The organism is Parabacteroides sp. Marseille-P3160 (genome assembly GCF_900162725.1).
Lineage (GTDB): Bacteria > Bacteroidota > Bacteroidia > Bacteroidales > Tannerellaceae > Marseille-P3160.
On record NZ_LT799418.1, the window covers coordinates 3,287,654 to 3,314,067 of the forward strand.

The window sequence follows — 26,414 nt, forward strand, 5'->3', positions numbered from 1 at the left end:
GAATATATTGCAATCTGAAATATTATTCTGAGTAAAAAAACAAACGAATAAATATGATAAAAAAAACATACACTTTATTAGTTATTTTGATATCAATCTTTTTATTCGTCCAATGTTCGGATGATAACAACGATCCAAGTACCCCCCTTGATCCTGAACCGGAGAATCCTATTGAGCAAAAAGATGGTAATCTTGCAATCGGTGGCCAGGCAAGTTCATCTAGTGCCAATGAAGGACGAGGGGCTTCATTTCTGATTGATGGTAAAATAGAAAATAATGTAAACGAAGGCTATTACAGCAGTGTCGGGACATCCGAAAATCATACGGAATGGATTCAAATAGATATGAAGAAAGTCTATGAGATCAATGAGGTATGGATATATCCGCGTTATGACGGCACGCACGATGGATTCCCAGTAGATTATAATATACAAGTTTCGGAGGATGGTTCTAGTTGGAAAAAGGTTTTTACAAAAGAAGGGGAAGGAACGCCCAAAAACGCACTACCTCTCAAATGCTCATTTGAAAACACGAAGGCCAAGTATGTAAAGGTAGAAATGACAAAGCTCTCCGCTGTTGCTAACGAATGGACAAACTGGAATAACTCATATATAGTCCAATTATCCGAGATAGAGATATACAGACGGACACAAGCTGTTAAAACTATTTTACTCAATACCTACTTTTCAGACCAAGCACCAATGGATTTAAAAGTAGCTGTCGAAACAGAAAGAATACCTGACGGAACAAGATTCGTTGCAGAGTTAATACGGCATTCAGATAAGCAACCACTGCCAAATGCAATAAAAAAAGAAGGTACAATCAATAAGAATAAAGCAGATATAACACTTACATTGCCCGAGTCTATTGCTGACGACAGCTATCTGGTCAAAATTGAGTTTGTAAATGATGAAGATACTCCTGCTGAATATTCTGACAAATTTGTTTTTGCATCTGTCGGCAACAAAACGTACTATGTAAGTTCGAGCAAAGGTAACGATCAGAATGATGGACTGAGTGAAGAAAAACCATTCAAAACTCTAAGCAAAGCATCACAAACCGCATTGAAACCCGGGACAAAAATCTTACTAAAAGCCGGAGATGCATGGGCAAATGACAATCTACTACTAGAGGGAAGTGGAACAAAGCAAAACCCGATTATTATCGCCTCATATGGAAGTGGAGCAAGACCAATCATCAGCCCATCATTCGACAAAACATATGGTATCAGAATTGTTAATGGAAGTGGATACGAGATCAAAGGAATTGAAGTAAGAAATTGTTATGGGGGAATTGTCTTTTGGTTCGAGAATACATACAATCACGAATATATTCTAATAGAAGATTGCTACCTCAACTTTATCTCAGGCACTTCAACAGGATTTGGCGGAGGCTGGGACCAGGTGATGCCGGTGGATATGGTTATGCCTACAGGGATTATAATCAATGGTTCGGACAATTATGGAGACAGTCGTATTTGTGAAGATATCACTATCCGAAATTCAAAATTCGATCGCTGCGATGTAGGCATTATGATTATTTCCAGAGACCATGATTCTTCGGGCGAATGGAAATATCATGGAAAGGACAAGACCTCGCCAAACAATTTCAACAATATCAAGATTTCGGATTGCAATGTCACCCGTTCGTTCCGCACAGGAGGTATCTGTTTAAGTTGTGTCTCTGACGTACATGCCACAGATGTATTGGTCGATGAAACAGGATATAACGGAGTTGGGATGTATTGGGGGGTAGCTGCATTTCAAGTTTCACGGGTAAAAAATGTATTGGTTGAAAACAGTACTTTTTCCAATACAATAAAAGGGAATAGTCCTGATGGACAAGGATTCGATTTCGAAGCCGATTGTACAAACGTAACAGTAAAAAATTGCCGATTCATCAACAACGATGGCTCCGGAACACTATGCTACGGTGAAAGTTGGCCGGGAGTAAATACAAACAATGTTATAGATGGCTGTTATTTTGAAGGAAACAACAGAGTGGAAGACAATCGAATCTTCAATATCGGTAAACCTGCTAATAATGGGTCGGTAAAGAATTCGACAATAAAAATGTCTAATCTGGCAACAACATTCTACTCCTACCCTCTTGCATTTGACGAGTCGAATCGAGTGTATAATGCTAATGGACAATTGATTTATGCCGGAGGTCCATCAAGAGACAATCCTATGTTGAGTGATGACTTTTCCAAGGATCTTTCAAAATGGGAGAATGCTAACAATGCCTCAGTGTCGGGAGGAAAACTTAGTATAAATAAAGGCAAATATATTTATGCTAAGAATAGTTCATCATGGAAAAACTATTTTATTGAGACTGAATTGAAAGGTACAACACAGACAGGAGTCGCAGGAATAATCTTCCATGTCAGTGCTGATGGCAAAAACTATTATATGGCAAAAGTCAACTTAAGGGATAACTATAGAAGCGATATTGATATTGTCAAAGTTACAAATGGTACAGAAAGTACATCATTTGCAAAATTCTCATGTCAAAGTATGTTACAAAACACAGATTATAAGATTCGTATCGAAATAAAAGATTCTGTAGTCAGCGTCTATCTGATAGGCAATCTGTTAGGAACATACACAAACTCTGCGCTGACAGGTGGTTCTGCCGGATTCTCTGTTGGGGATGGAGATTTTGTATTCGATAATGTTCTTGTCTGCCCTTTATAAATAAAATAAATGATCTAAACTTTTTTGTCATTTATGAACGAATAAAGGTTCTTATTGGGGATTAAATATTTCATCGACGTTTCACTTGACAAAAAAGAGTTTTTATTTGACAGTACTCTCCTATTTTCAGGATAGTTCTTGCCTCTTTGCTACTTTGTTTTTAGAATAATATCATCTTTCGCAAATTGAATAAGCACTCTTGAACTGACAATTAACATGAAAAAAACAGTATTTATCTTCTTCCTCTTATCCATTACAACAATCAGTAGTTTGTATGCTCAAAAAGCCGACAAAGAAATTTATAATGCATTGAATCCTTATATCGAAAATGGAGACATAGGAGGCATAGTTGGCATTGTAGCCAATGGTGAAAAAATTCTTTCGATCACCAAAACCGGATATCAGGATGTAGAAAACTCAAAAAAAATCGATGAGAATTCTCTGTTTTGGATAGCATCTCAAAGTAAGCCAATCACAGCCTGTGCCGTAATGATGCTTGTAGATGAAGGTAAGCTTAATCTCGATGAACCGATAACAACTTATCTTCCTGAGCTCACCCGTATGGTAGTAGCCCGTGTTTGGCGTGAAGGCTGGCAAGTTGAAGAGAAGCTTACAAAACCAATTACATTGCGTCATCTATTGTCACATACCAGTGGGATGCAATGGGTCACAAGTGTAAATCAACAAGCAGGAAAAATCGACATACTTCCTATGAACTTAGCCTTGTATGCTACCCCTTTGACTCCACTATGGTTCGAACCAGGAGAAAAGTATAGCTACTCTAATCAAGGAGTAAATGTGGCTGCAACAATAGTAGAACGTGTATCAGGAATGAAATTTGAAGATTTCTTGCAAAAAAGACTTTTTGAACCTATAGGAATGCCAAGTGCCACATTTTATCCAACGGAAAAACAATTGGAAAAACTGACAAAGGCCTATAAGATGGGAGAAAATAAGAACTTGGAGGAAATACGAATCGATCAATTACAATATCCATTGAGCGATAAGAATAAACGTTTTGCCGAAGCTGCCGGAGGCTTATTCTGTACTCCTTCCGATTTGGTCAAATTTTATCAAATGTTTGCAAACAAAGGTGTATACAATGGCATACGCTATTTGAGCGAAGCATCTGTAGCAGAAATATCTAGAAGACAAACACCCGATAATGTACCCGATTCTTATGGATTGTGTTGTACAGAAAATAATAGCTGGTATGGACATGGGGGTGCTTATGGCACTGATACTCGTGTATATAGATCGGGTTACGTGGTAATGTACTTTATTCAAGAAGCAGGATTGCCCAAAAGTGGAGAAGCTCATAACAAGTTCTTTGACCTAGCCACATTACTCTACAACATCCAATAAAACTCAAAGCGATACTGATATGAAACTGAAGTCTATAATATTCGCTATAATTGTAACTCTAAACATTCCGCTTATAGCACAAATAAGATTAGAGGGTTATCAATCTAAAGAAATAAATCCTGATTTATTTAGAAAATTATGGAATGCCCGATGGATATCATTGCCCAATGAGCTAAAAGGTGCTTATGGAGTATATCATTTTCGAAAATCGTTCAATTTGGAATCTGTTCCGGACAAATTCGTCATACATGTATCTGCTGATAATCGGTATAAATTATTTATAAACGGAGAACAAGTATCTTTGGGACCGGCAAGAGGCGACATCCTAAATTGGAATTTCGAAACTGTCAATATAGCTCCGTACCTCAAAGAAGGGAAAAATGTTCTGGCTGCATTAGTATGGAACTATGCTGACTTGAAACCACTGGCACAAATAAGCTTCGAGCAAACGGAACTGATTGTTCAAGGGAATAGCCCCATCGAGGAAATCGTAAATACAAACGACACATGGCTCTGTGAAAAAAGTCAAGCTTACAGTCCGTGGAATTCCGATTCGCCCGTACTTGGATATTACGTGGCAGGTCCCGGAGAATTATTTGATTCCCAAAAATATCTTTGGAATTGGGAAACCACAGATTATAATGATTCTAAATGGACAAAAGCGAATCAAGGTATGCCCGGATCAATAAAAGGCAGAGTAGATTATCCCGGACGTTTACTTGTCCCGACTCCGATTCCACCAATGGAAAATAAGAAAGAATATTTTGCATCTGTAAAAAAATCCGAAAACATAAAATGCTCACAAAACTTTATTGAAGGGAAAGAACAACTCATCATTCCTGCAAACTTGAAAGTTGAACTAGTTTTGGATCAAGGGTATCTCACAACTGCCTATATGGCTTTGGAGTACGGAAAAGGGAAAGGGGCTAAAATCAAAATAGGCTATGCAGAAGCCTATTATACAGACAAATGGACTGGCGAAAAAGGAAACAGAAACGAAATAGAAGGTAAACTATTTGCCGGATACGAAGATAAAATAATAGCAGATGGTGGACTCAATCGCACATACAACAGCCTATGGTGGCGCACGTGGAGATATATAAGAGTTATCATCGAGACAAAAAACGAAGAGTTAATACTCAAAAATGTGCATGGCATATATTCCGCCTATCCCTTCGAAAATAAAACGAAATTTGAGGTTACAAAAGAATATAATTACCTGAAAGACATTCTTGAAATAGGTTGGCGCACTGCCCGACTTTGTGCTAACGAAACATATATGGACTGTCCTTATTACGAACAACTTCAATATTTTGGCGATACAAGAATCCAGACAATGGTATCGATGTATAATACTTCAGACAATTATATGGTGAAAAATGCGATCGAGCATGGAAGGCAATCGATGAGTCCCGATGGAATCACGATGGCTCGTTATCCTACCAATTCACGCCAATTTATTCCTTCATTTTCTCTCTGGTGGATTGGAATCAGCTACGATTATTGGATGTATAGAGGTGATGAAGAGTATGTAAAGAGCCTGTTACCTGCTCATCGCAGTATATTGGCCTGGTATGAGCAATTCTTGAAACCCAATAATAGTCTTGATTATATACCATATTGGTTCTTTATCGATTGGGCAGATGGCTTTGCTGCAACTAATGGAGCTCCCATACGAGACGAAGACGGAAATTCAGCAATGCAGGATGTCATATATCTCCTTTCTTTAGAAAATGCTGCCAAAATGGAAGAAGCGTTTGGGCTACCCGCTATGGCAAACCATTACAAAGCGATAGCTAATAAAATACGTGGATCATTCAAAGCAAAATATTGGGATTCTGATCGAAGGCTTTTTGCTGACACTTTTGACAAAAGAAGTTTCTCCCAACATGTAAATGCTCTTGCCATTCTTGCAGACCTCACAGAAAGAGAAGAAACTCGATCGATTATGAATAATATACTGAATGATAAGGATTTGATTCAAGCAACTATCTATTTTAGGTATTATGTAAATCAGGCTTTAAAAAAAGCCGATATGGGCGATCAACTGTTAGATAATCTACAGATATGGAAAGATCAGATGGCATTAGGACTGACCACATGGGCTGAGCGTCCTGAGCCATCTCGATCTGATTGTCATGCATGGGGAGCAAGCCCTAATATTGAGTTCTACCGTATATTATTAGGAATAGACACCGATGCTCCTGGATTTAAAAAAATAAGGATTAAGCCTTCATTAAATGGGATAAAAAAAATCTCAGGATCAATGCCGCATCCCTTAGGAGAAATATCAGTAGATTACAACATTGACAAAAAAGGTGTATTGAAAGCAACTATAGTAATCCCTTCCTCCATTAATGGATTATTTGTATGGAAAGGCAAAGAATATGAATTAAAAGGAGGCCTTCAAACATTAATCATAAAGTGAATGCATAATGAAAATAAATATATTAAAACTCTCAATAGCAATTTTAGGATTATTTACTACAGCAACTTGTTCACAAAATGAACATGCAAGACTTAGAGAAGATTTCACCACAGATTGGAGATTTACCAACAATGATGACAGCCTTGCTTCGAATATTGAATATGACGATTCTAAATGGAGACAATTAAATCTTCCTCATGATTGGAGCATAGAGTTTGATTTTGCAGAAAACGTTCCAGCAACAGCTTTGGGTGGAGCTTTACCCGGCGGAATAGGTTGGTATCGAAAATCCTTTATAGTACCCAAGGAAAATGAAAATAAGGATATCTACATAGATTTTGATGGTGTGTACAGAAACAGTGAAGTTTGGATTAATGGACAATATATAGGTAAAAGACCTTATGGGTATAGTTCATTCCGGTATGATCTTACACCTTATCTCAAATTTGGAGAAATAAATACCATTGCTGTACGTGTCGACAATTCAAAACAACCTAATTCTCGATGGTATTCCGGATCGGGGATTTATCGCAATGTGTGGTTAGTTACCTTAAACAAAGTGCATGTAGCACATTGGGGTACATATATAACTACCTCAGATATAACAGAAAAGTCTGCTATGGTATTAGTTGAAACCAAAGTGGAGAATAAAACATCGGCGCCAATTCAAATACAATTAGTATCAAAAATAATAGATGCAACGGGAAAAGAACAGGCCTCAACAAAAGGTATGCTAAGTATAGAAGCAGATAAAGTATCAGAGATAAAACAAAATATACAGTTATCTGACCCTATTCTTTGGTCTGTTGATAATCCTTATCTGTACAAAGTACTGACTGAAGTCAAAAGTAATGGGAAAACAATCGATAGTTATGAAACCCCATTAGGAGTCAGATTTTTTGAATTCAATTCAGAGAAAGGATTTTTCTTGAACGGAAAACATCTAAAAATAAGAGGAGTTTGTCTACATCATGATTTGGGGTGCTTGGGCTCTGCTATTAACACCAGAGCCATAGAAAGACAGCTCCAGATACTAAAAGATATGGGATGTAATGGTATCCGCACGGCCCATAATCCTCCGGCTCCCGAATTATTGGATTTATGTGATAAAATGGGATTTATTGTACAGGATGAGGCATTTGATATGTGGCGTAAACGAAAGACTGATTATGATTATTCGTGGGATTTTCCCGAATGGCATGAAACAGATCTGAGAGATATGATATTAAGAGATCGGAATCATCCATCCATATTCATGTGGAGCATAGGAAACGAAGTGTTAGAACAATGGACCGATATAAATACGGATACATTGTCGGCAAAAGATGCAAATATAATGTTCAATTTTGCCAGTACGCTCAACAGAGACAAAGCTAAAACTGATAATTTACACTTCAATTCATTATTGACCATAAGACTTGTCGATATTATAAAATCATTAGACACAACACGTCTAGTAACTGCTGGCAGCAATGAAATCAAAAATAACAATCATCTGATACGTTCTGGAGCCCTTGATATATTGGGGTTCAATTATAGTCACAGTTCTTGGGCAAAATTGCCGGAAATGTATCCGGGCAAAAGGATAATAATTACAGAGTCGACGTCATCTATTATGTCACGCGGTTTTTATGAAATGCCTTCAGATAGCATGTTTATTCGTCCGGTAACTTCTTATAATACATCGAAAGATGGACTAAATCAATGTTCGGCATACGACAACAGCTTTGTGCCATGGGGATCTAGCCATGAAACATCTTTGGTCTTGAGTGAAAAATTAGACCATATATCCGGTATCTATGTTTGGACGGGATTCGACTATTTCGGAGAACCGACACCTTATTGGTGGCCAACTCGCAGTGCCTATTTTGGTATAGTTGACATGGCTGGATTTCCAAAGGATGCATATTATTTATATCAAAGCATGTGGACAGATAAACCTGTTCTCCACCTTTTCCCTCACTGGAATTGGACTGAAGGAGAAATTGTTGACGTCTGGGCTTACTACAACAATGCCGATGAAGTGGAATTGATTCTGAATAACAAGTCGTTAGGTGTGAAATCTAAACAAGGAGACCAACAACATGTGTTTTGGCAAATTCGATTCGAAAAAGGAACATTGAGAGCAATATTAAGAAGAAATGGACAAGAGGTACTCTCCCAACAAATACAAACAGCCGGGAAACCTGCATCTATAAGGATGACTGCCGACAGAAATATTATAACAGCCGACAGAAAAGATTTATCGTTCATTACCGTAGAGGTTCTGGATGCAGAAGGAAATCCTGTACCGATAGCAAATAACCTTATCAAATTTGAAATTGAAGGAGAAGGCATCATTGCCGGAACTGACAATGGCGACGCAACCAATCATGTATCCTTGAAAAAACCTGAGCGAAATTTATTTAATGGTAAAGCTCTGGTTGTCGTTCAAAGTACAAATAAAAAAGGAGTAATCCGGTTAAAGGCCAAGTCAGAGTCGTTAAGAGAAGCCCAGCTAGAGATAAAAATAAAATAACAAAATATCGTAATGAAACTAAAATATATACTAACAATATGGGTCGTAGTCCACTCCTTAATGGGTTACTCATGCAACTTATCTTCAAAAGGAAAAATCTATTATATAAGTTCAAGCCAAGGAAATGACAAAAATGATGGACTAAGTGAAAAAAAAGCTCTTAGATCATTAGCTAAAGCGTCTGAGCTAAGACTAGAAGCTGGAGATAAAGTTTTACTTATGTCTGGAGATATCTGGGAAGCAGAAACATTTCTTCCTCAAGGAAATGGAACACCGGAGAAGCCAATAACTATTTCCTCATATGGAAAAGGAGAAAAACCTCATATTAAACCGGGAAAAGATCTTATTTATGGAATAAGAATCGTTAATAATGATGGCTATGAAATTCGTGGAATTGAGGTTTCTGATTGTTATGGTGGTATTGTTGTTTGGCTTGAGAATATTTATGATTGCAAATATTTGGTAATAGATGATTGCTATTTACACAATATTACAGATAAAGATGAGCCTATACATGGAGGAGAAAAGAAACGTCCTGCAACTCCAGACCTTATTTACGCTATGGGAATAAGCATTGCAGGATCGGACGCATTTGGGGGACGAACACTCTTATCAGACATAACAATTAGGAAATGTAAATTTGATAGGTGTGACGTTGGAATTGAGATTATAGGACGCGACCATGATGAAACAGGAGAATGGAAACGCCACTTACATGATAAAATCTCGGCTAAAGCATTTAGAAATGTACATATTTCGGATTGTGAAGTTTTACGATCATATAGAACAGGAGGAGTAATGCTCTATTGTATAACTGGTGGTATTGCTAAGAATATAGTCATTAGCGAAACCGGATATGAAGGTGTTGGTATGTGGTGGGGAGTTGCAGCCTTCCAATGCGCCAGAGTAAGCAATTACATCGTTGAAGACTGTGTGTTTAAGAACACAATAAAAGGAACCAGTCCGGACGGACAAGGATTCGATTTCGAAGCTGATGTTCATAATGTAACAGTCCGCAGGTGCAAATTCTTAGACAACGAAGGACCCGCTATACTTTATTATGGTGACAGCTGGAAAGGAGCTAATACGGGCAATGTAGTGGACAGTTGCTATATCTTCGGAAACAATTGGAGCACAGATGGCGACTATGTAAATAAAGTTTTTGGTGTAGGAAAACCCGCAAACGAAGGTGTCATAAAAAACTGTGAAATTCATTTACTAACAAACGAGCAAACAATAGAATGTGCTCCAATCGTATTTGACAAATCAAATAGAGTATATGATGCAAATGGAAAATTGATATTTGGAAAAGAAAATCAATAATTATTAATTAATAACAAAGAACTATGAATAAGAAAATAAGCTTTATTTTAGTACTCCTATTCTCTACTCTAATACTGAGTAGTTGCAAATCGGATATAAAATATCAGAAGAACAAAGAAGACAAAGAGATGAGTCACTTCATTGACGATTTAATGAATAAAATGACTATTGAAGAAAAAATAGGTCAGCTAAATATGCCTAATATAGAAGGTGCCGTATTGACTGGACCTGCGAAAGATACCCATACAGGCGAACGAATAAGAAACAATCAAGTTGGAGCATTCCTGAATATTCAGGATGCCAAAAAGATTAGAGAAGTGCAACAGTTAGCATTAGATAATAGTCCAAACAAAATCCCTCTAATCTTTGGAATGGATGTTATTCATGGCTACAAAACTATTTTCCCTATTCCGCTAGCTCTAGCTGCCACTTGGGATATGAATTGCATCGAAGAGATGGCTCGTATATCTGCGGTGGAAGCGAGTGCAATGGGTATTTGTTGGACATTTAGTCCGATGATAGATATCAGTCGCGATGCTCGTTGGGGACGCGTTGCCGAAGGTGCAGGCGAAGATCCGTACTTAGGAAGTGAAGTAGCAAAAGCCTATGTGCGAGGATATCAAGGAGACTTAACTCAAAATACTAATATATTGGCATGTATGAAACACTTTGCTTTGTACGGTGCTCCTGATGGAGGTAAAGATTACAACACAGTAGATATGAGCCATCAACGAATGTTTAATACCTATTTACCTCCGTTCCAAGCAGCGGTAGAAGAAGGTGTTGGTAGTACTATGAGTGCTTTCAGTTTGGTCGACGGTATTCCAGCGGCAGCGAACAAATGGTTACTCACTGATTTACTGAGAGGACAATGGGGGTTTGATGGATTCGTAGTAGCAGACTGGGATGCGGTTAATGAATTGACCGTCCATGGTATTGGCAACATACAAGAAGTTTCAGCGCGATCTCTACAAGCAGGCCTTGATATGGATATGGCTAGCGAAGGTCTTGTTAGCACATTAAAAAAATCGCTTGAAGAAGGTCGAATCACTGAATCTGATATTAATAAGGCATGCCGTAGAATACTGGTTGCAAAATATAAACTCGGTTTATTTCAAGACCCTTTTAAATACTGTAATGAAACGCGTGCTGCTGAAGTTTTATTAGCTCCGGAGTATAAAGAATCTGCAAGAAAAATTGCAACAGAAAGCTTTGTGCTTTTGAAAAATAAGAATAACATTCTACCTTTATCGAAAGGGAAAAAGATTGCTGTAATCGGTCCTTTAGCTGACAATAAACCCAATATGCTTGGCACATGGACAGTTAGTGCCGACTTAGATTCTCCAATTTCTGTTATAGAGGGATTAAAAAACGCTGTTGCTGATAAAGCTACCATTCGCTATGCAAAAGGGAGCAACTTGACTTACGACGAGAGTTTGGAAAAGCGTGCAGGCCATGCAGGAAAAGTTTTTATTCGTGATGGAAGAACTGATGCACAACTTACTGCCGAGGCCATGAGTATTGCTTCTAATTCAGATGTTATTTTAGCTGTTATGGGAGAAGGTGCCGAAATGTCGGGAGAATCCGCATCACGTACTGATTTAAATATTCCTGATGCACAAAAAGATTTATTGAAAAAATTAGTCGCCTCGGGAAAGCCTGTTGTTTTGATCTTGTTTTCCGGTCGCCCGATGACTATTACATGGGAAGATGAGAATCTAGATGCCATCCTAAATGTTTGGTTTCCGGGAATCGAGGCCGGTAATGCAATTGCCGATGTTTTGTTTGGAGACATAAATCCAAGTGGGAAAACAACAATGACATATCCTCGTAGTGTTGGGCAGATACCTATCTATTACAGCTATATGCCAACAGGTCGTCCTGCTGTAAAGGAAGATCCGATGGGCAAATACAGAACAGGATATATTGATGAAACTTACGAACCTCTTTATCCTTTTGGTTATGGATTGAGTTATACAACATTTACTTATAGCGATATTAAATTGGATAAGGAAACTATGATAGCAGGAGAAACTATCGAGGCTAGTATTGACGTTACTAATACTGGAAAGTACGAAGGAAAAGAAGTTGTTCAACTCTATATCAGAGATCTTGTAGGAAGTGTAAGTCGCCCTATAAAAGAATTGAAGGCCTTTAAAAAAATCAACATAAAGCCAGGAGAGACGAAAACTATAAAATTCAATATCAATGGAGAAATGTTGAAGTTTTATAACTATGATCTGAATTTCGTAAACGAGCCGGGTGATTTTGAAGTAATGATTGGAACCAACAGTCGTGATGTGAAAACCGCCCTGTTTTCACTAAAATTATAAAGCGGTTTGTCTCAGAAGTAATCTATATTTCTGAGACAAATTACTAAATATTGGCAAATCATGAAAAAAATAGTTTTCATTATAATTTTGCTACAGTATAATATATCGTTGCTTGCTCAACTAAGCAATTTGAAGTGTGAATATCTAGTTGCTCCTATCGGAATAGATACTAAGAAGCCTCGCCTTATGTGGACAGATGAGGGCTGTGGAAAAGAATCGGGTATAAAATATAGAATAAGAGTATCAACAGACTCACTTTCTTTGACTAAGAACACTAATATACTTTGGGAAAGCGAATCAAATGATGCCAATCCTTTGTTGGTAAAATATAATGGAGAAGCTCTAAAGTCTTTTACCCGATATTGGTGGAACGTAACATCTATTGATAATAATGGGGAAAAAAACTTATCTTCAGTCTCATCTTTTGAAACAGCAATGTTAGATAGCAATGACTGGATAGGGAGTTGGATTACTGACAACAAAGACATTGAGTATCCTATAGCTTCTCAGTTCCGCAAGCAGATTAAAGTAACGAAACAGATTATTACAGCACGTGCATACATTTCGGCAGGAGGTTTCTTCGAATTTTTTATTAATGGGGAAAAAATTGGCAATCATATGCTCGACCCTATGTTCACCAATTATGAAAAACGATGCTTATATGTAACATTCGATATTACGAAGCAAATAAAGCAAGGAGATAATATATTGGGGATAATATTAGGAAATGGATGGTATAATCATCAACCAACAACTGAATGGAACTTTAAGAATGCTCCATGGAGGGCGCGTCCACGATTTTTAGCCAACATTCATATCTCTTACTCGGATGGAACGAAAGATATTATATTCACAGACAAGTCCTGGAAATTTAGCGATAGTCCAATTGTGTCAAACAACATATACACAGCAGAGCAATACGATGCTAATAAAGAAAGTAAAGACTGGAATTCAATTACTTTTGATGATACCAATTGGACACCTTCGATAGAGACTGTCGCTCCATCAGATAAACTTATGTCACAACAATTACACCCGATACAAGTTACAGATATTTTACGTCCCACTCTATTGACAAATATGGGAGACACATGCTACAGATTTAAGTTCAATCGCAATATTGCAGGTATCATTGACCTAAAGGTAAAAGGAAGTAAAGGAACCGTACTTAAAATAAAACACTCAGAATTATTGTATGATGATGGCAGCTTGAATTTATCTAATCTTGATTATTTTTATACTGCAGATGATAATCACCCTTTCCAAACGGACATTGTTACTTTGAGTGGTAATGAAGATCACTTTTCGCCCAAATTCAATTATAAAGGATTTCAATATGTAGAAGTATTATCATCTAAACCAATAAAAATATCTGAAGATAATATTTCGGCATTACAAATGCATAGCAATGTACCTTCGGCAGGGAATATCAATTCATCTAACGCTATAATAAACAAGATTCATCAGGCATGTCGTCATTCCTATTTATCTAATCTGCATGGTTATCCTACAGATTGTCCCCAGCGGGAAAAGAATGGATGGACTGGCGATGCACATATTGCAATACAGTTAGCTCTCTATAATTTTGATGTCATCACCATTTATGAAAAATGGATGCAAGATTTCAAAGATATACAACGACATGATGGAGTGCTTCCGGCAATTATACCTGCTATGCAATGCTGTGCCGATTGGGAGTTTGGTAACGGCATAGACTGGACAAGTGCAATCGCAATTATTCCTTGGGAGATATATCAATTTTATGGCGATACACATATCTTAGATATAATGTATGAAAATATAAAACTTTATGTTGATTATATAGATAAGCAAAGTCCGAACGGACTGACTACATGGGGATTGGGTGACTGGCTAGCTATAAAAACACAGTCTGACACTGAGTTTACATCTTCCCTTTATTACTATACAGATGCTTTGATTTTATCTAAAATGGCTTCTGTTTTGGAGAAAGAAATAGATCACATTCTATATTCTCAATTAGCCGATAAAATAAGGATAGCAATAAATAATAAATTCTTCAATGCAGAGAAAGGTATTTATTGCAATGGTTCACAAACGGAACTTGCTTCTGCGCTCTATTGGGATATTGTACCCAATATTTATAAAAAGCGAGTAGCAGAGAATCTCCTTGCAAAAGTAAAAGAGACTGACTACCATATCGACACGGGTCTTTTAGGTTCTAAAGTCATACTTGGTGCTTTGACTAATAATGGCTTTGCTCAAACTGCTTATGAAATGGCTTCGAAAACGACTTATCCTTCTTGGGGGTATTGGATGGTTAATGGTTCAACAACTATTTACGAAGGGTGGGATGTTTCTGAACCTGATACGAAATATTCACTAAACCATATAATGCTTGGCGAAATTGGAGCTTGGTTTTATAAAGGTTTAGGAGGAATATATGCTGATGAAGAGAATCCGGGATTTAAACATTTCTTTTTACGACCAAATTTCGTTGAAGGTATAGACTCATTTGATGCTGAACATACCTCTCCTTATGGGAAAATAGAATCTAAATGGACAAAAAAGCAGAATTATATAGAGTATCAGATAACCGTACCCCCGAATTCAACAGCTACATTATTGTTTCCTGAAAATATTAAAGAGAATTTCAAGGAAACTTTGTTAGTCTGTGGCACACACTATTTCAAGTTATCACTCAAATAACAAATAATTTTGGCAAAACATAAAAAAGGTTAGAGCAAGCTCCTATCTTTCGGCCTACTTTAACCATCTAACTAAATTAGCATAAAATTTAGGAGAGGATAGAGTTTGCTCAATGATGATAATTATTGAAAAATCTACAATGGATTTTATCTTATTGAAAAACCAAATAGAAGATTTAACCATTCAAATTTGAGAAAGATGCTTGCTAAAATAAGTTTCGGAAAGTTGGTTTTCGGCATGTTAACCTATAACAATATCAAAGTAACGGATAAACAATCCGACGTTTTGTATAGTCAAAAAATATTTGATTCTCCTGATAGTGAATTCTCTATCTATGATTGTATGGATTCGTTTTATCCTTATTTGACGGTAAATAGCAGAACCGAAAAGGCGTTTTTTCATGTTTCACTCAATCCTGATCCAAAAAATAAATTATCTGATGAACAGTTATCAAAGATAGCCCGACGTTATATGGAAAAGCTCGAATACGGAAATCAACCTTATATCATTTTTAAGCATACGGATATAAACCGGACATATGCACATATCGTGTCGTTACAGATTGGCCCGGGAAAAGGATGGGAAGAGAAGCAAAGACAGAGGAAAGCAAAAAGGAGAAAACGGAGAAGACAACTATGAAATTTACTAATTTATAGGGATTGTTTTTCTTTATTTTAGTTGCTACTTTTACATCGTATCAATTTAAATAAAAATCACATGGAAAAGGTCAAAGCCGAAAAAAGTTGGGTTTCAAAAACGATGCTAAAGAGAATGCTCGTTGTGTGGCTTGCTCTGATTCTGATAAGCATCCTATTTTACAAAATCACTGTCGTAGTAATCATTAGCGGCATACTATCTACTTTGATGCTACTCATGATTCTCTTTTTTTCTTATGCATACTATAAACTGTCTCCTGGGGGAGGTGATCTACAAAGCCAGGTATCTGCACTGGCAACAAATAAGATAGACGTAAAATCTACAGGCCGGTTATTAGATATTGGTTGCGGAAGCGAAATATTAGCTGTTGAATTAGCGGTAAAATGTCCGGCATTGAAAATTCAGGGTATTGATTATTGGGGAAGTATGTGGGGTTATTCAAAAGAAAAATGTGAGAAACTTGCGAAAGACTATAACGTATCGGATCGTATTAACTTTGAGAGGGCCAGTGCTTCATCTTTGCCTTTTAAAAATGAATCTTTTGAAATAGTCATCAGTAATATGGTTTTTCATGAGGTTGCCGATGCAAAAGATAAACGGGAAGTAATAAAAGAAGCTCTCAGGGTATTAAAGAAAGGTGGACAGTTTGTATTTCAGGATCTTCTTTTATCTGAAAAGCTATATGGTAAACCTAATGATTTAGTCCGATATGTAAAAGATTTAAGTGTAGAGTCCGTCTCTTTAGAAAAAGCCAAAGAACAAATCTCAATCCCTTATCTGCTTAATACTCCTATGTTTTTTAGGAACGCAGCCATACTCTCAGGAATAAAATAATTGATATGTTATTCTATTTCCTGACATTTAGGACAATAGTAAATCGATCCTCCCAGATATGCCTCCTTTCTGACTATGCTACCGTAACGTGGACAGGGATTTTTCCATGTTTTGGCGGACAGGATGGTTTGATAGCCTCCATTATTCCCGAAGAGATCAGTTTGGGTATCTCGTCCTCCCTCGTCGTCTATAATTATAATATTGTTTTTCAGAGAGTTAAATAAATATTCTTTTCTTTTATCCGATAGGGTCTTACATAATTATTTAAAATTAGAATATGGTGTCTATATAAAAGCAATAGGACATAAATCAATGATTTACTTTTCTAATAACGTCTCTGTCTTAGAAAGAAATTTTTCTAAAGCTTCTTCCATATCGATATTCATCCGGTCGGCTAAAACAACCAACCACCAAATGCATTCACCTAATTTATGTTCCAATTCGGCATTTGTGTTTTCTTTAGGCCAACGTCCCTGTTTCGACATCGTGTGCCGTCCGACCAATCCTGCATCGGTTAAAAAAGCCAATGCATCTTCTTCTACTGTCCATTCACTTCCGTGATGTTGTTTTTCTAATTGATGATACAGTTCTCTTATTCTTTTTGAGCGTTGAATTATCCCGTTAAAATCTATTTTTGCCATTTTGTCTTTAATTAAATGATTGTTTAAATGCTATGGGGGTAAGGCTTGTTTTCTTTTTAAACAGCCTGTTGAATGATTGCGGGCGTTCAAACCCTAATTGATAGGCTACTTCCGCTACGGATAAGTTGGTAGCCGTCAGATATTCTTTTGCCTTTTCAATCAGTCTTTCGTGAATATGTTGTTGTGCGTTTTGTCCTGTCAGATTCCGAAGCATATCACTTAAATAGCGGGGCGAAAGATTGAGTTGACCAGCCAAATATTCTACAGTTGGAAGTCCGTTTTGCAAAGCGTCTTCGTTGTCAAAGTAATCATTCAGCAGTTGTTCCATCCGTGTCAGCAAATCGTGGTTTACGGCTTTCCGTGTAATGAACTGTCTGTTGTAAAACCTATTGCTGTAATTAAGCAACAATTCGATCTGGGAAATGATCACATCTTGGCTGAAAGGATCGATCCGCTGGTTTAATTCTTCCTGAATGCTGTTGAAAATACCCAAAATATTCGTTTTTTCTTTCTCGGAAAGATACAAGGCTTCCGCCGTCGAATACGAGAAAAAGCCATATTGTTTGATGTTTTTTCCCAAAGGATACGGACGTATGAAATCAGGATGAATGTGCAGCGACCAACCGCTGTAGTCGGCTTCTTCGTCCTGCATTCGGAGGATTTGCCCGGGCGATACGAACGACATTCCACCTTCTTCAAAGTCATAAAATCCCTGTCCGTATTTCAACTGCCCTCTGAAATGGGTTTTGAACGAAATTTTGTAAAAATCCAGTACAATGCCGTCTTCAAAGTCCTCCGGGTCGAAAACCGCTTTGCCGTAATCCAATATGCTGATTAACGGGTGCAGCGGAGCCGTTTGCCCCATTGCTTTGTGCAACACCGTTAAAGAATGGAATTTTTGGGGTGTCAAATCTATTTTTTTCACTGTTACAAATCAATAATACGTATATCGGGAATTTCGTTAATAATAGAAACACCATAAGCCGAAGCAGGTGATTGATAACCGATTTTAAAATCGTTATTCAATATGCGGTTGGCAACAGCAACAACTGCCAAAGGTGTAAATGTGTAACCCGACGGTGTGTCCATTACAGCACGAAATACTTCGCCATTCTCGCCTATGACCTCTGCCGACAGTGCGTTTCTGCCTGCTGCACGTTCTTCGGCAGTCGGGCCATCGGGCAACGTTGCTGGGTAAAGATCAGGCAAATATGCTGCCGGAAGTTTCAGCGAAAAATATTCTTCAATATTCGGAATGCCTGTCGATTTATACGAGATAATAATTCCGCCCAATGGCGTTGGCAAACATTCTTCTTCCTCATTCACAAATCGGAATGTCTTGGGTTTGGCCTCGGTATCGGTAACGATTTCGCCATCTCTTCGTACCAACACACCCAAATCGGCTATGTTTTGGCTACTAATAACCGAACCTCTCGAAAATCCGCCAAAATGCCTGAAACCAACCGACAGTTTTTGCGGGTTCCTGACTTTACCCGCTACATAAATCGCTAACGCATCGTAGCTCACAAACAAGCCCGCACCTGAAATCAGTTGAATGTCCGCTCCCTTGGCTTTTTGGTCAAGCGATTCCGCCAGTTGATATGTTTCCAACTCCGCACTGATGTCCAAATAATGCACGCCTGCCTGCAAGCAAGCTTTCATCGCTTGTTCGGCTGTATAACGGAACGGCCCCGCAGCATTGATAAGGCATTGTTTATTGGCTAACGCCTTTTGCCAAGCGGCTTCGTCGTCTACCGTAAACACATGATACAGCACGTTTAGCGTTTCGGCTAATGCTTTGATTTTATCTTTTTCCCGACCTGCTATTTCAAAGTCAAGGTTTAATTCTTTTGCACGTTCGGAAATCATTGTTCCTGTGTATCCTGCTGCTCCGTAAATGAGCAATTTGTTTTTTGTTGTCATTCTGAAATGATTGTTTTAAAATTAAAGCTGATTATACTGTCGGTGTTGTTCCTCCGTCAATTGTGATATTCGTTCCTGTAATATACGATGCCCGTGACGACACGAGAAATGCAACCAAATCGGCTATTTCAGCGGGCTCTGCTATTCTTTTCATTGGAATGCCGCCGAGATTATCCATTACCAATTGTGCCGTTTCTTCTTTTGTTTTACCTAAAGAACCGGATAGTTCTTCCAAAAAAGCTTCCATAGCACCTGTACGTACCATACCCGGCAATACCGCCACGACCCGAATGCCTTTTCCAGATACTTCTTTGGATAACGCCTTGCTGTAATTGTTTAAAGCCGCTTTTGCCACACCATATCCCAAATTGGATTCATACAACGGTAAAATTCCGTTGAGCGAAGAAATGTGTATAACCACACCTTCTTTTTGTGCTATCATCAGCGGCACTATCGCTCTGTCCAAACGTACAGAAGACAGTAGATTGAGTTGTAAATCGTTAAGCCAATGTTCGTCTGTCATTACGCTGAAACCGCCGGCAGGGCTGCTTGTTCCGCCCAAATTATTAACCAGAATATCTATTTTCCCGAACCGGGAATTGATTTCATTCACCACTTTTACAGCATCTTCCGCTTTCGATAAATCGGCTGCTATAAAATAGTGTGTTGATTCTGCTTCGGGTAAAGGATTTCTGGCGGTAACGATAACCGTAGCTCCGTTTGCAGCCAATTGGTCGGCAATGGCTTTACCGATTCCTTTGGTTCCTCCTGTAACAAGCGCAATTTTACCTGCTAATTCTGATCTATTGTTTTCTTTATTTTCCATCTTCTTTATTATTTATTTTGAAATGATTGTTTTAAAACAGGGTAAAAAAAATTATTGTGAAATCTGTTGAATAAGAAACTTTGCCATTTTCTTTATCCGAACAGGATTTTGATGCAAAATATACGATTCGTGCCAACCTGTCAATGAATTGACAATAAAATCCGCCATTGTTTCGGCATCAGTTTCGTTGTTTATTTCCTCGCTTTCCATCGCTTTTTTGACCATAGATGTTAATAATTTGTGCGTATGGTCTGTATCATTTTTGAGGATTTCCTGTACCTCTTTATCGGTTGCTGCCAACTCAAAACTAGTCTTGATAGCAAGGCAACTGTTACTGCTGTACAAAATAGCATTGACAGAATCATTGATAAAATTAACAATTGCCTTTAAGGGCGATTTAGCTTTTGCTACACGGTTTTCGGCTTCTTTCACCCGGCTTTCGGTGTAGTTACGGATACACTTTATAAAAAGCTGGTGCTTATCGCCTATGCTGTTGTAAAGGCTGCTGCTGTTTATCTGCATCGCATCGGTCAGATCGCGTATAGATGCACCGTTGTAGCCTTTTTTCCAAAAGACGTCCATTGCTTTTGCAATCGCTTCCTGCTCATTAAATTCCCTGTTTCGTGCCATATTCGGAGACAAAGATAAATATTATTTTGAAATGATCGTTTTAATATTTACTTTTTTTTACAGACAACCCCAAAAATTATCTATGAGATCCCAATCAATAGATAAACATTTCTTGTATTTTTTTATATTGCGCTTCTGCTCCGATTTTTGTTCTTTCGTCATACAACGAAATAGCGTCTGTACCGGCAACATATCTAAGTTGGTCTTTGTTGTCGGTCGTCGCTTCGTAAATAACGGCTGCAATACTTTCCGCTGTGGAATATTGGCTTACTTTTTCTGCACTGTAACCTTCACTTACTTTTTCCACCAATTTATGATAGGCTTCATGTTGTCCCCCATCCATTGAGCGTCCTGCAAAGTCCGTCTGCATTCCGCCCGGTGCAATGATTTTGACTTTAACATTGAAATGAGCTAAGTCATACGCCAAACTTTCTGAAAAACCATCCAATGCGAATTTGGTAGCGGAATAAATGGAGCAAGTCGGATAGCCAATCAGTCCGAACGTTGAGGTAATGTTAATGAACATTCCGTTTTTCTTTTCACGGAAATACGGTGTAAATGCTTTTGTAACTCTGATTGTACCCAATAAATTAGTGTTGATTTGTCGGATAATTTGCTCATCGCTAAATGCTTCAAGTATTCCGACTAACCCGTAACCTGCATTGTTCAGAACAACGTCTACCGAATAATTTTCAATCGCTTTGTTTACTGTTTCCTGAATTTCTTCCGGATTTGTTACGTCCAATTTCAAAATGGTAATGTTTGTAAATTTAGTCAGTTCGATTTCCTTTTCGGGGTTTCGCATTGTAGCGATTACGCTCCAACCTTTTGACTGAAATAATTTGGCTGCGGCTTTACCTAAGCCTGACGATGCTCCTGTGATAAAAATAGTTTTCATTCTTTTCTCTTGTTTAATGTTTTTACAAAGATCGTGAGAAGATAGAAGTCCTATGTTACCAAAATGAGTAAAGTTGTAGCTGAAATGACATAGGATAAGAGAGATGGTATGTTATTTTTTAAGTAGAAGTTAAAAAGGAGATATATCTTTCAATCAGTTTCTTTATATTGTTTTTGATTGTATCAATAGGTATGTCTTCCATGGGATTGATTTTCATTGTCATCACTCGGTCTTTACTCCTGTTTGTTTGATATTTGGAGAGAACTTTTTTATCTTCAACAAAGCCAACTATTATTCTCGTGCGGTGTACCCATAGAAATGCAATATTAAAATTATCATAGCAGAAGAATGGAATTTGATATTTCCTTACGGGAACTATTTTATGACTAACAGACATTATTATTGTTTTTAAGGCAAGCAGGCATTCTCTCGTATAGATATCCTGCTTGTCATAATAATGATCCAACGCTGCCAATGAATTGAAATCTCCATCTATCATTTAACTTTTTCTTTTACGTTCCACATTGGATTTTGCATGAGAATTTTCTTAAAAACAGGACAATCTTCATCATGAGCTCCAGGTAAATATCCAATACTCATTAAAAATTCACCAACAATCTCACCTCCGGTGAACCGGAATGTCTGTTTAAAGAGCTTTACCCATTCTTCTTTTGTTTTGGAATAATTAATTTCAAGCCATTTCTCAAAAGAGCCATATTCTTTCTGCAACTTAAGAACAGTTCTTGCATTTTCAATTGCCGCATTTATTTTCAATCGGTTCCTAATAATTTGCGAATCGTTCAATAACCGTTCTTTTTCTTCCTCGGTATAAGCTGCAATTTTCGTAATTTTAAAATTGTCATAAGCTATACGAAATGCCGTCTCCTTTTTCAAAATAGTTTCCCAGCTCAATCCGGCCTGGTTAATTTCCAATATCAGCCGACCAAATAATTCATTGTCATCATGTATTGGAAATCCGTAAAAATTATCATGATAATTTTTATGTAGGCGTTTTTTTTCTTCTGATTGTATGGTATTTATATATGTACAATAACTCATTGGTAGCAGTCTTATTTTGTCGTAAATGTACCATCCCAGTCTCCTTCCGATGCAGGAATAGATAAATGTTCATGAATTATCTTCCAAATATCATTTTGTTTTTCAAAACAATCTGTTTGACGTACGATGATTGGCTTGTTCACAGTACCATCTTTATTTACTGTTCTCATTTCTTGAACGGAACAAATAACCGCCATATCTCCATTTATAAAAATATCATACGATAAAATTTCAATATCACATGATGCCAACTCTCCGAAATCATCATCAAACTTCTTTCTTGCGGGTTTAATACCTTTTGATGCAAATGCTACGTCAAACCATAAAACGTTTTCTGCCCAGTTCTTTGTACTTTGTTTACCGGTCATTGATGTTGTCATATCTTTGACCATAGCGATAAGGATTTCCTTGTCTTTTTCTAAATTACCGTTACTTGTTTTCATTTCTTATTTAATTTTATACTTGAATTATTGTTGATACTATCAGCTAAGCTTTGAGGTAATGGATTATTTCCCCAAAGACAATTACATCCATAAATTAAAATCCAAAAGCAATATATATTTTTCATCGTAATTTATTTATTAAGTTTTTTACCATGTCTTTCAATTCCATTGATTCTATTATTGTTGATTTATCGGCAAAAGAAAGATACCATCGTGCAAAATATTCTAACGAATTTGTTTTGTAAGTCTGAATGATGTAATCTCCCTCAACTTCCTCTCTTACGAGTCCATGATTATATTTTAAAGAGCCTATTCCAAATAATGCATTCTTTTCAACCTTTAAAACAATATTATGATAAGGAGGTGAGGAATATATCTGTTTGATTAAATCTTTTATTGGCGGATGAGTTTTTTCAAAAAGACTATCAGTCATTGTAATGTTATTGATTCTGTTTAACTTAAAAGTCCGATAATCATTCCTTAGTTTACACCATGCTAATAGATACCATTGTCCGAACATAAAAAATAATCCAACAGGCTCAATTTCTCTTGTTGTCGTTTTCCCGTTATATATAGCACTATATTCAATTTTCACCGTCTTATGTTCAATAATACTTTGTATAAGTGGCTCTAATACATGGAAGGGATTCGATTCTTGTTGGATTTCTCCTAACTCCAATATACCAATATAATTCTCAAACTTTTCTAAAATATCTCTATTTGCAAACTTTAAAACAGAACGTATCTTATCCATTCCGTTACGGAATAATTCATAGCCGTCAATATTAAATTGAATACGAAGTTGTTTTTCAGCTAAAAGAAAAGCAATAGCTTCACTTATACTAAACATAAGAGGAGGCAACTTATAGCCTTCAATAATAGAATAACCGACTCCCATATTGGAAACAATTGGTACTCCTGCTTCCTCTAAAATCTGTATATCCCGATATACAGTTCGGATGCTTATTCCAAACTCGTCTGCTATTTGCTGTGCCGTAATATTTCTACGGGATTGCAGCTTAATGAGTATTGATGATATTCTTTCTATTTTATTCATATATCGTTTATTATGTGCAAAGATAAAGGAGTCTACTGACAACAGTCTGTCAGTTAGTATTTTTAATAATAGATAAATTTAATGCGATGTAATCATCACTAAGCAATTATTTTCTCTGCTTAGAATATCTCATCATATCATTAAACTCGCCTCTGACTTTATTGACTTCCGTAAAGATCTTCTGATTCAAAACCTTCGCATAAATTTGCATAGTAGTAATATTTGTATGACCAAGCTATCAGGGTGAAAACGATGGTGAACCCCGCTATGTCGAAGACCCGGCTACACGGATAGAAGATATCCGTATGGAGTTGTGCCGAGTTCCTGTCTACAGACAATATAGGCAAACCAGATATATGAAGTTACTAAAAGATGTATCTTTGAAAACACAATAATATCTATTTATATGGAAGCACAAATCTTATTAAGAAACCCGGAAGAATTCCCGTCGGATGAGGTATTGAAAGACGCCCTTGGCGATGCTATATATAAAGTATTGGAATCTTTTATCGGGACAATCACTAACGAAGAATACGGACTAACTCCTGAGTGGCGATTCTATAACGATGGGAAAACGTGGCTTTGTAAGATACAATATAAGAAAAAAACTGTCCTGTGGCTTTCTGTCTGGGAAGGGTTTTTCAAAGTGAGTTTTTATTTCAGTGAGAAACATATTAATAGTATTGCAGCATTGGATATTTCCGAAACAATTAAGGAAGACTTTGCCAAGCCGAAACCTTCCGGTCGCCTAATCCCAATGATTTTCGATATTATTGATAAAGTACAACTCGATGATTTGCTAACTGTTGTCCGCTTTAAAAAAAGCCTGAAATGAAAAACGACAAGACAGACGTTCACAAGACAGACGTTCCTGTTAATAGCTTGACCCATCAATATCTACCGGCTGACTATACGGATGCTTTTGCTTGCGAAATAACCGGAGCGAAGAAACTGTCGGCAGATAAAGTAATGATCGACTTTTGGACAGTTATGCCCGGATGGGTAAATGCCTTGTTCAAGCTGCGAAATGTGTTGGTTCGTCCTTTTGGAATGGAAACGGGGGATAATAAAGACCGCTCCGAAGAACTTAAAAAGATGATTCGCGAAGGGCAAGCGAGCAACGGTTTGATGTCTGTAGTTGCCAAATCGGGGAATGAAACGGTTATTTTACTTAATGATAAGCACCTCGATGCCTATATATCGGTTTTTATAACTGAAAGCCATCACTCGCAAACAGCAACTGCCATAACACTTGTACATTATCATAACCGGTTAGGAAGGATCTATTTTTTCTTTATCCGTCCGTTTCATAAAATAATTGTGAAAGATATGCTTAAAAGTACTATAAAAAGAATGTCAATATGAAAAATATTATAGATGATGTCCGTCAGGTTCTTATCGATAGTATCGACCCAAAAACACTTGCCTCGTCCGACCATTTTTTCAAAGAAGGTGAAGCAGCAAAGGTACATGGCGTACGAATGGGTAAAGTTGGCAAAATCGGTAAAGAAAGTTTCCGGCAGATAAAGAAACTGCCTAAAGAGAAAATATTCGGTTTATGTGAAGAGCTTTGGAGGTCAGGTTATCTGGAAGAATCGGTAGTTGCCTGCATTTGGGCGGAATCATTGCATAAACAGTATGAACCTGCCGATTTTAAGATGTTTGAGCGTTGGGTACATGACTATCTGACTAATTGGGCGGATTGCGACACCCTATGCAATCATACGATAGGTAATTTCGTGATGATGTATCCCGGATATATCGCCGAACTGAAAAAATGGGCAACCTCCTCCAAACGGTTTGTAAAACGGGCTTCTGCTGTAACCTTGATTATTCCCGCACGTAAAGGATTGTTTCTGAATGACATCTTTGAAATAGCCGATATCCTTTTGTTCGATAAGGACGATTTGGTACAAAAGGGATATGGTTGGATGCTGAAAGCAGCCAGCGAGGCCCATCAAAAAGAAGTATTCAATTATGTAATGTCGAAGAAAGCGGTAATGCCTCGCACAGCTTTGCGATATGCTATCGAAAAGATGCCTGCCGACCTGAGAGTTGAAGCAATGAAAAAATAAACTATGAATATCGAAGAGTT

22 protein-coding genes are annotated in these 26,414 nt (G+C 37.4%); 12 read left to right on the forward strand and 10 right to left on the reverse strand.

Features of this window, described 5'->3' with window-relative positions; genetic code table 11:
• Positions 1-53: 53 nt before the first annotated feature.
• From BQ8014_RS13110 to BQ8014_RS13150, 9 genes are all read left to right on the forward strand, one after another.
• Positions 54-2,696 (forward strand): discoidin domain-containing protein, encoded by a 2,643-nt coding sequence (locus tag BQ8014_RS13110; protein ID WP_080904739.1) that lies wholly within the window; start codon positions 54-56, stop codon positions 2,694-2,696.
• A 216-nt stretch (positions 2,697-2,912) separates the two neighbouring features.
• Positions 2,913-4,061 (forward strand): serine hydrolase domain-containing protein, encoded by a 1,149-nt coding sequence (locus BQ8014_RS13115; RefSeq protein ID WP_080904740.1) that lies wholly within the window; start codon positions 2,913-2,915, stop codon positions 4,059-4,061.
• A 19-nt stretch (positions 4,062-4,080) separates the two neighbouring features.
• On the forward strand, positions 4,081-6,489 hold the full coding sequence (locus BQ8014_RS13120) for an alpha-L-rhamnosidase-related protein (RefSeq protein ID WP_087880512.1): 2,409 nt from the start codon (positions 4,081-4,083) through the stop codon (positions 6,487-6,489).
• 7 nt (positions 6,490-6,496) lie between these two features.
• Positions 6,497-9,007, forward strand: coding sequence for a glycoside hydrolase family 2 TIM barrel-domain containing protein (locus BQ8014_RS13125; RefSeq protein ID WP_080904741.1), 2,511 nt, complete (start codon positions 6,497-6,499; stop codon positions 9,005-9,007).
• 12 nt (positions 9,008-9,019) lie between these two features.
• The gene (locus BQ8014_RS13130) at positions 9,020-10,330 is read left to right on the forward strand and encodes a right-handed parallel beta-helix repeat-containing protein (protein WP_080904742.1); all 1,311 of its coding nucleotides are present in this window, start codon (positions 9,020-9,022) and stop codon (positions 10,328-10,330) included.
• Positions 10,331-10,353: 23 nt separating this feature from the next.
• Positions 10,354-12,663: a beta-glucosidase BglX gene (gene bglX / locus BQ8014_RS13135; RefSeq protein WP_080904743.1), complete on the forward strand. Its 2,310-nt coding sequence runs from the start codon at positions 10,354-10,356 to the stop codon at positions 12,661-12,663.
• A gap of 60 nt (positions 12,664-12,723) precedes the next feature.
• Positions 12,724-15,351 (forward strand): alpha-L-rhamnosidase, encoded by a 2,628-nt coding sequence (locus tag BQ8014_RS13140; RefSeq protein WP_080904744.1) that lies wholly within the window; start codon positions 12,724-12,726, stop codon positions 15,349-15,351.
• Positions 15,352-15,549: 198 nt separating this feature from the next.
• A complete protein-coding gene (locus BQ8014_RS13145) occupies positions 15,550-15,990 on the forward strand; it encodes a relaxase/mobilization nuclease domain-containing protein (protein WP_080904745.1) in 441 nt (146 codons plus the stop codon).
• A gap of 78 nt (positions 15,991-16,068) precedes the next feature.
• Positions 16,069-16,842, forward strand: a complete 774-nt coding sequence (locus tag BQ8014_RS13150) for a class I SAM-dependent methyltransferase (protein WP_080904746.1) — start codon at positions 16,069-16,071, stop codon at positions 16,840-16,842.
• Positions 16,843-17,159: 317 nt separating this feature from the next.
• Here BQ8014_RS13150 and BQ8014_RS13160 read toward each other — a convergent pair whose 3' ends face one another.
• From BQ8014_RS13160 to BQ8014_RS13205, 10 genes are all read right to left on the reverse strand, one after another.
• Positions 17,160-17,483, reverse strand: a complete 324-nt coding sequence (locus BQ8014_RS13160; protein WP_080904747.1) for a nucleoside triphosphate pyrophosphohydrolase family protein — start codon at positions 17,481-17,483, stop codon at positions 17,160-17,162.
• Between the two features lie 7 nt (positions 17,484-17,490).
• Positions 17,491-18,408 carry a helix-turn-helix domain-containing protein gene (locus tag BQ8014_RS13165; RefSeq protein WP_234998043.1) on the reverse strand — a complete coding sequence of 306 codons (918 nt, stop codon included), beginning with the start codon at positions 18,406-18,408 and terminating at the stop codon, positions 17,491-17,493.
• A gap of 2 nt (positions 18,409-18,410) precedes the next feature.
• Complete coding sequence (locus BQ8014_RS13170) at positions 18,411-19,406, reverse strand: saccharopine dehydrogenase family protein (RefSeq protein WP_080904748.1); 996 nt, start codon at positions 19,404-19,406, stop codon at positions 18,411-18,413.
• Positions 19,407-19,437: 31 nt separating this feature from the next.
• On the reverse strand, positions 19,438-20,232 hold the full coding sequence (locus BQ8014_RS13175; RefSeq protein ID WP_080904749.1) for an SDR family oxidoreductase: 795 nt from the start codon (positions 20,230-20,232) through the stop codon (positions 19,438-19,440).
• 51 nt (positions 20,233-20,283) lie between these two features.
• Positions 20,284-20,862, reverse strand: coding sequence for a TetR/AcrR family transcriptional regulator (locus BQ8014_RS13180; RefSeq protein WP_080904750.1), 579 nt, complete (start codon positions 20,860-20,862; stop codon positions 20,284-20,286).
• A 94-nt stretch (positions 20,863-20,956) separates the two neighbouring features.
• Complete coding sequence (locus BQ8014_RS13185; RefSeq protein WP_080904751.1) at positions 20,957-21,760, reverse strand: SDR family oxidoreductase; 804 nt, start codon at positions 21,758-21,760, stop codon at positions 20,957-20,959.
• A gap of 118 nt (positions 21,761-21,878) precedes the next feature.
• A complete protein-coding gene (locus BQ8014_RS13190; protein ID WP_080904752.1) occupies positions 21,879-22,259 on the reverse strand; it encodes a DUF1801 domain-containing protein in 381 nt (126 codons plus the stop codon).
• Positions 22,256-22,819: a DNA-3-methyladenine glycosylase I gene (locus BQ8014_RS13195; RefSeq protein WP_080904753.1), complete on the reverse strand. Its 564-nt coding sequence runs from the start codon at positions 22,817-22,819 to the stop codon at positions 22,256-22,258. The genes BQ8014_RS13190 and BQ8014_RS13195 overlap by 4 nt, the downstream gene beginning before the upstream one ends.
• 11 nt (positions 22,820-22,830) lie before the next feature.
• On the reverse strand, positions 22,831-23,262 hold the full coding sequence (locus BQ8014_RS13200; protein WP_080904754.1) for a YybH family protein: 432 nt from the start codon (positions 23,260-23,262) through the stop codon (positions 22,831-22,833).
• A gap of 121 nt (positions 23,263-23,383) precedes the next feature.
• Complete coding sequence (locus tag BQ8014_RS13205) at positions 23,384-24,319, reverse strand: helix-turn-helix transcriptional regulator (protein ID WP_080904755.1); 936 nt, start codon at positions 24,317-24,319, stop codon at positions 23,384-23,386.
• A gap of 406 nt (positions 24,320-24,725) precedes the next feature.
• On the opposite strand from BQ8014_RS13205, the gene BQ8014_RS13210 reads away from it, so the two are divergent.
• Genes BQ8014_RS13210 through BQ8014_RS13220 form a run of 3 tightly spaced genes read left to right on the forward strand, consistent with a single transcriptional unit; the run spans position 24,726 to position 26,394 of the window.
• On the forward strand, positions 24,726-25,154 hold the full coding sequence (locus BQ8014_RS13210; RefSeq protein WP_080904756.1) for a DUF3788 family protein: 429 nt from the start codon (positions 24,726-24,728) through the stop codon (positions 25,152-25,154).
• Positions 25,151-25,684, forward strand: a complete 534-nt coding sequence (locus BQ8014_RS13215) for a DUF2867 domain-containing protein (RefSeq protein WP_080904757.1) — start codon at positions 25,151-25,153, stop codon at positions 25,682-25,684. Before BQ8014_RS13210 ends, BQ8014_RS13215 begins: the two co-directional genes overlap by 4 nt.
• Complete coding sequence (locus BQ8014_RS13220) at positions 25,681-26,394, forward strand: DNA alkylation repair protein (RefSeq protein WP_080904758.1); 714 nt, start codon at positions 25,681-25,683, stop codon at positions 26,392-26,394. The genes BQ8014_RS13215 and BQ8014_RS13220 overlap by 4 nt, the downstream gene beginning before the upstream one ends.
• Positions 26,395-26,414 lie beyond the last annotated feature (20 nt).

Coding starts and splice junctions, on each gene's coding strand:
- BQ8014_RS13110 (WP_080904739.1), top strand. CDS start 54: ATGATAAAAAAAACATACACTTTATTAGTTATTTTGATATCAATCTTT.
- BQ8014_RS13115 (WP_080904740.1), top strand. CDS start 2,913: ATGAAAAAAACAGTATTTATCTTCTTCCTCTTATCCATTACAACAATC.
- BQ8014_RS13120 (WP_087880512.1), top strand. CDS start 4,081: ATGAAACTGAAGTCTATAATATTCGCTATAATTGTAACTCTAAACATT.
- BQ8014_RS13125 (WP_080904741.1), top strand. CDS start 6,497: ATGAAAATAAATATATTAAAACTCTCAATAGCAATTTTAGGATTATTT.
- BQ8014_RS13130 (WP_080904742.1), top strand. CDS start 9,020: ATGAAACTAAAATATATACTAACAATATGGGTCGTAGTCCACTCCTTA.
- bglX (WP_080904743.1), top strand. CDS start 10,354: ATGAATAAGAAAATAAGCTTTATTTTAGTACTCCTATTCTCTACTCTA.
- BQ8014_RS13140 (WP_080904744.1), top strand. CDS start 12,724: ATGAAAAAAATAGTTTTCATTATAATTTTGCTACAGTATAATATATCG.
- BQ8014_RS13145 (WP_080904745.1), top strand. CDS start 15,550: ATGCTTGCTAAAATAAGTTTCGGAAAGTTGGTTTTCGGCATGTTAACC.
- BQ8014_RS13150 (WP_080904746.1), top strand. CDS start 16,069: ATGGAAAAGGTCAAAGCCGAAAAAAGTTGGGTTTCAAAAACGATGCTA.
- BQ8014_RS13160 (WP_080904747.1), bottom strand. CDS start 17,483: ATGGCAAAAATAGATTTTAACGGGATAATTCAACGCTCAAAAAGAATA.
- BQ8014_RS13170 (WP_080904748.1), bottom strand. CDS start 19,406: ATGACAACAAAAAACAAATTGCTCATTTACGGAGCAGCAGGATACACA.
- BQ8014_RS13175 (WP_080904749.1), bottom strand. CDS start 20,232: ATGGAAAATAAAGAAAACAATAGATCAGAATTAGCAGGTAAAATTGCG.
- BQ8014_RS13180 (WP_080904750.1), bottom strand. CDS start 20,862: ATGGCACGAAACAGGGAATTTAATGAGCAGGAAGCGATTGCAAAAGCA.
- BQ8014_RS13185 (WP_080904751.1), bottom strand. CDS start 21,760: ATGAAAACTATTTTTATCACAGGAGCATCGTCAGGCTTAGGTAAAGCC.
- BQ8014_RS13190 (WP_080904752.1), bottom strand. CDS start 22,259: ATGATAGATGGAGATTTCAATTCATTGGCAGCGTTGGATCATTATTAT.
- BQ8014_RS13195 (WP_080904753.1), bottom strand. CDS start 22,819: ATGAGTTATTGTACATATATAAATACCATACAATCAGAAGAAAAAAAA.
- BQ8014_RS13200 (WP_080904754.1), bottom strand. CDS start 23,262: ATGAAAACAAGTAACGGTAATTTAGAAAAAGACAAGGAAATCCTTATC.
- BQ8014_RS13205 (WP_080904755.1), bottom strand. CDS start 24,319: ATGAATAAAATAGAAAGAATATCATCAATACTCATTAAGCTGCAATCC.
- BQ8014_RS13210 (WP_080904756.1), top strand. CDS start 24,726: ATGGAAGCACAAATCTTATTAAGAAACCCGGAAGAATTCCCGTCGGAT.
- BQ8014_RS13215 (WP_080904757.1), top strand. CDS start 25,151: ATGAAAAACGACAAGACAGACGTTCACAAGACAGACGTTCCTGTTAAT.
- BQ8014_RS13220 (WP_080904758.1), top strand. CDS start 25,681: ATGAAAAATATTATAGATGATGTCCGTCAGGTTCTTATCGATAGTATC.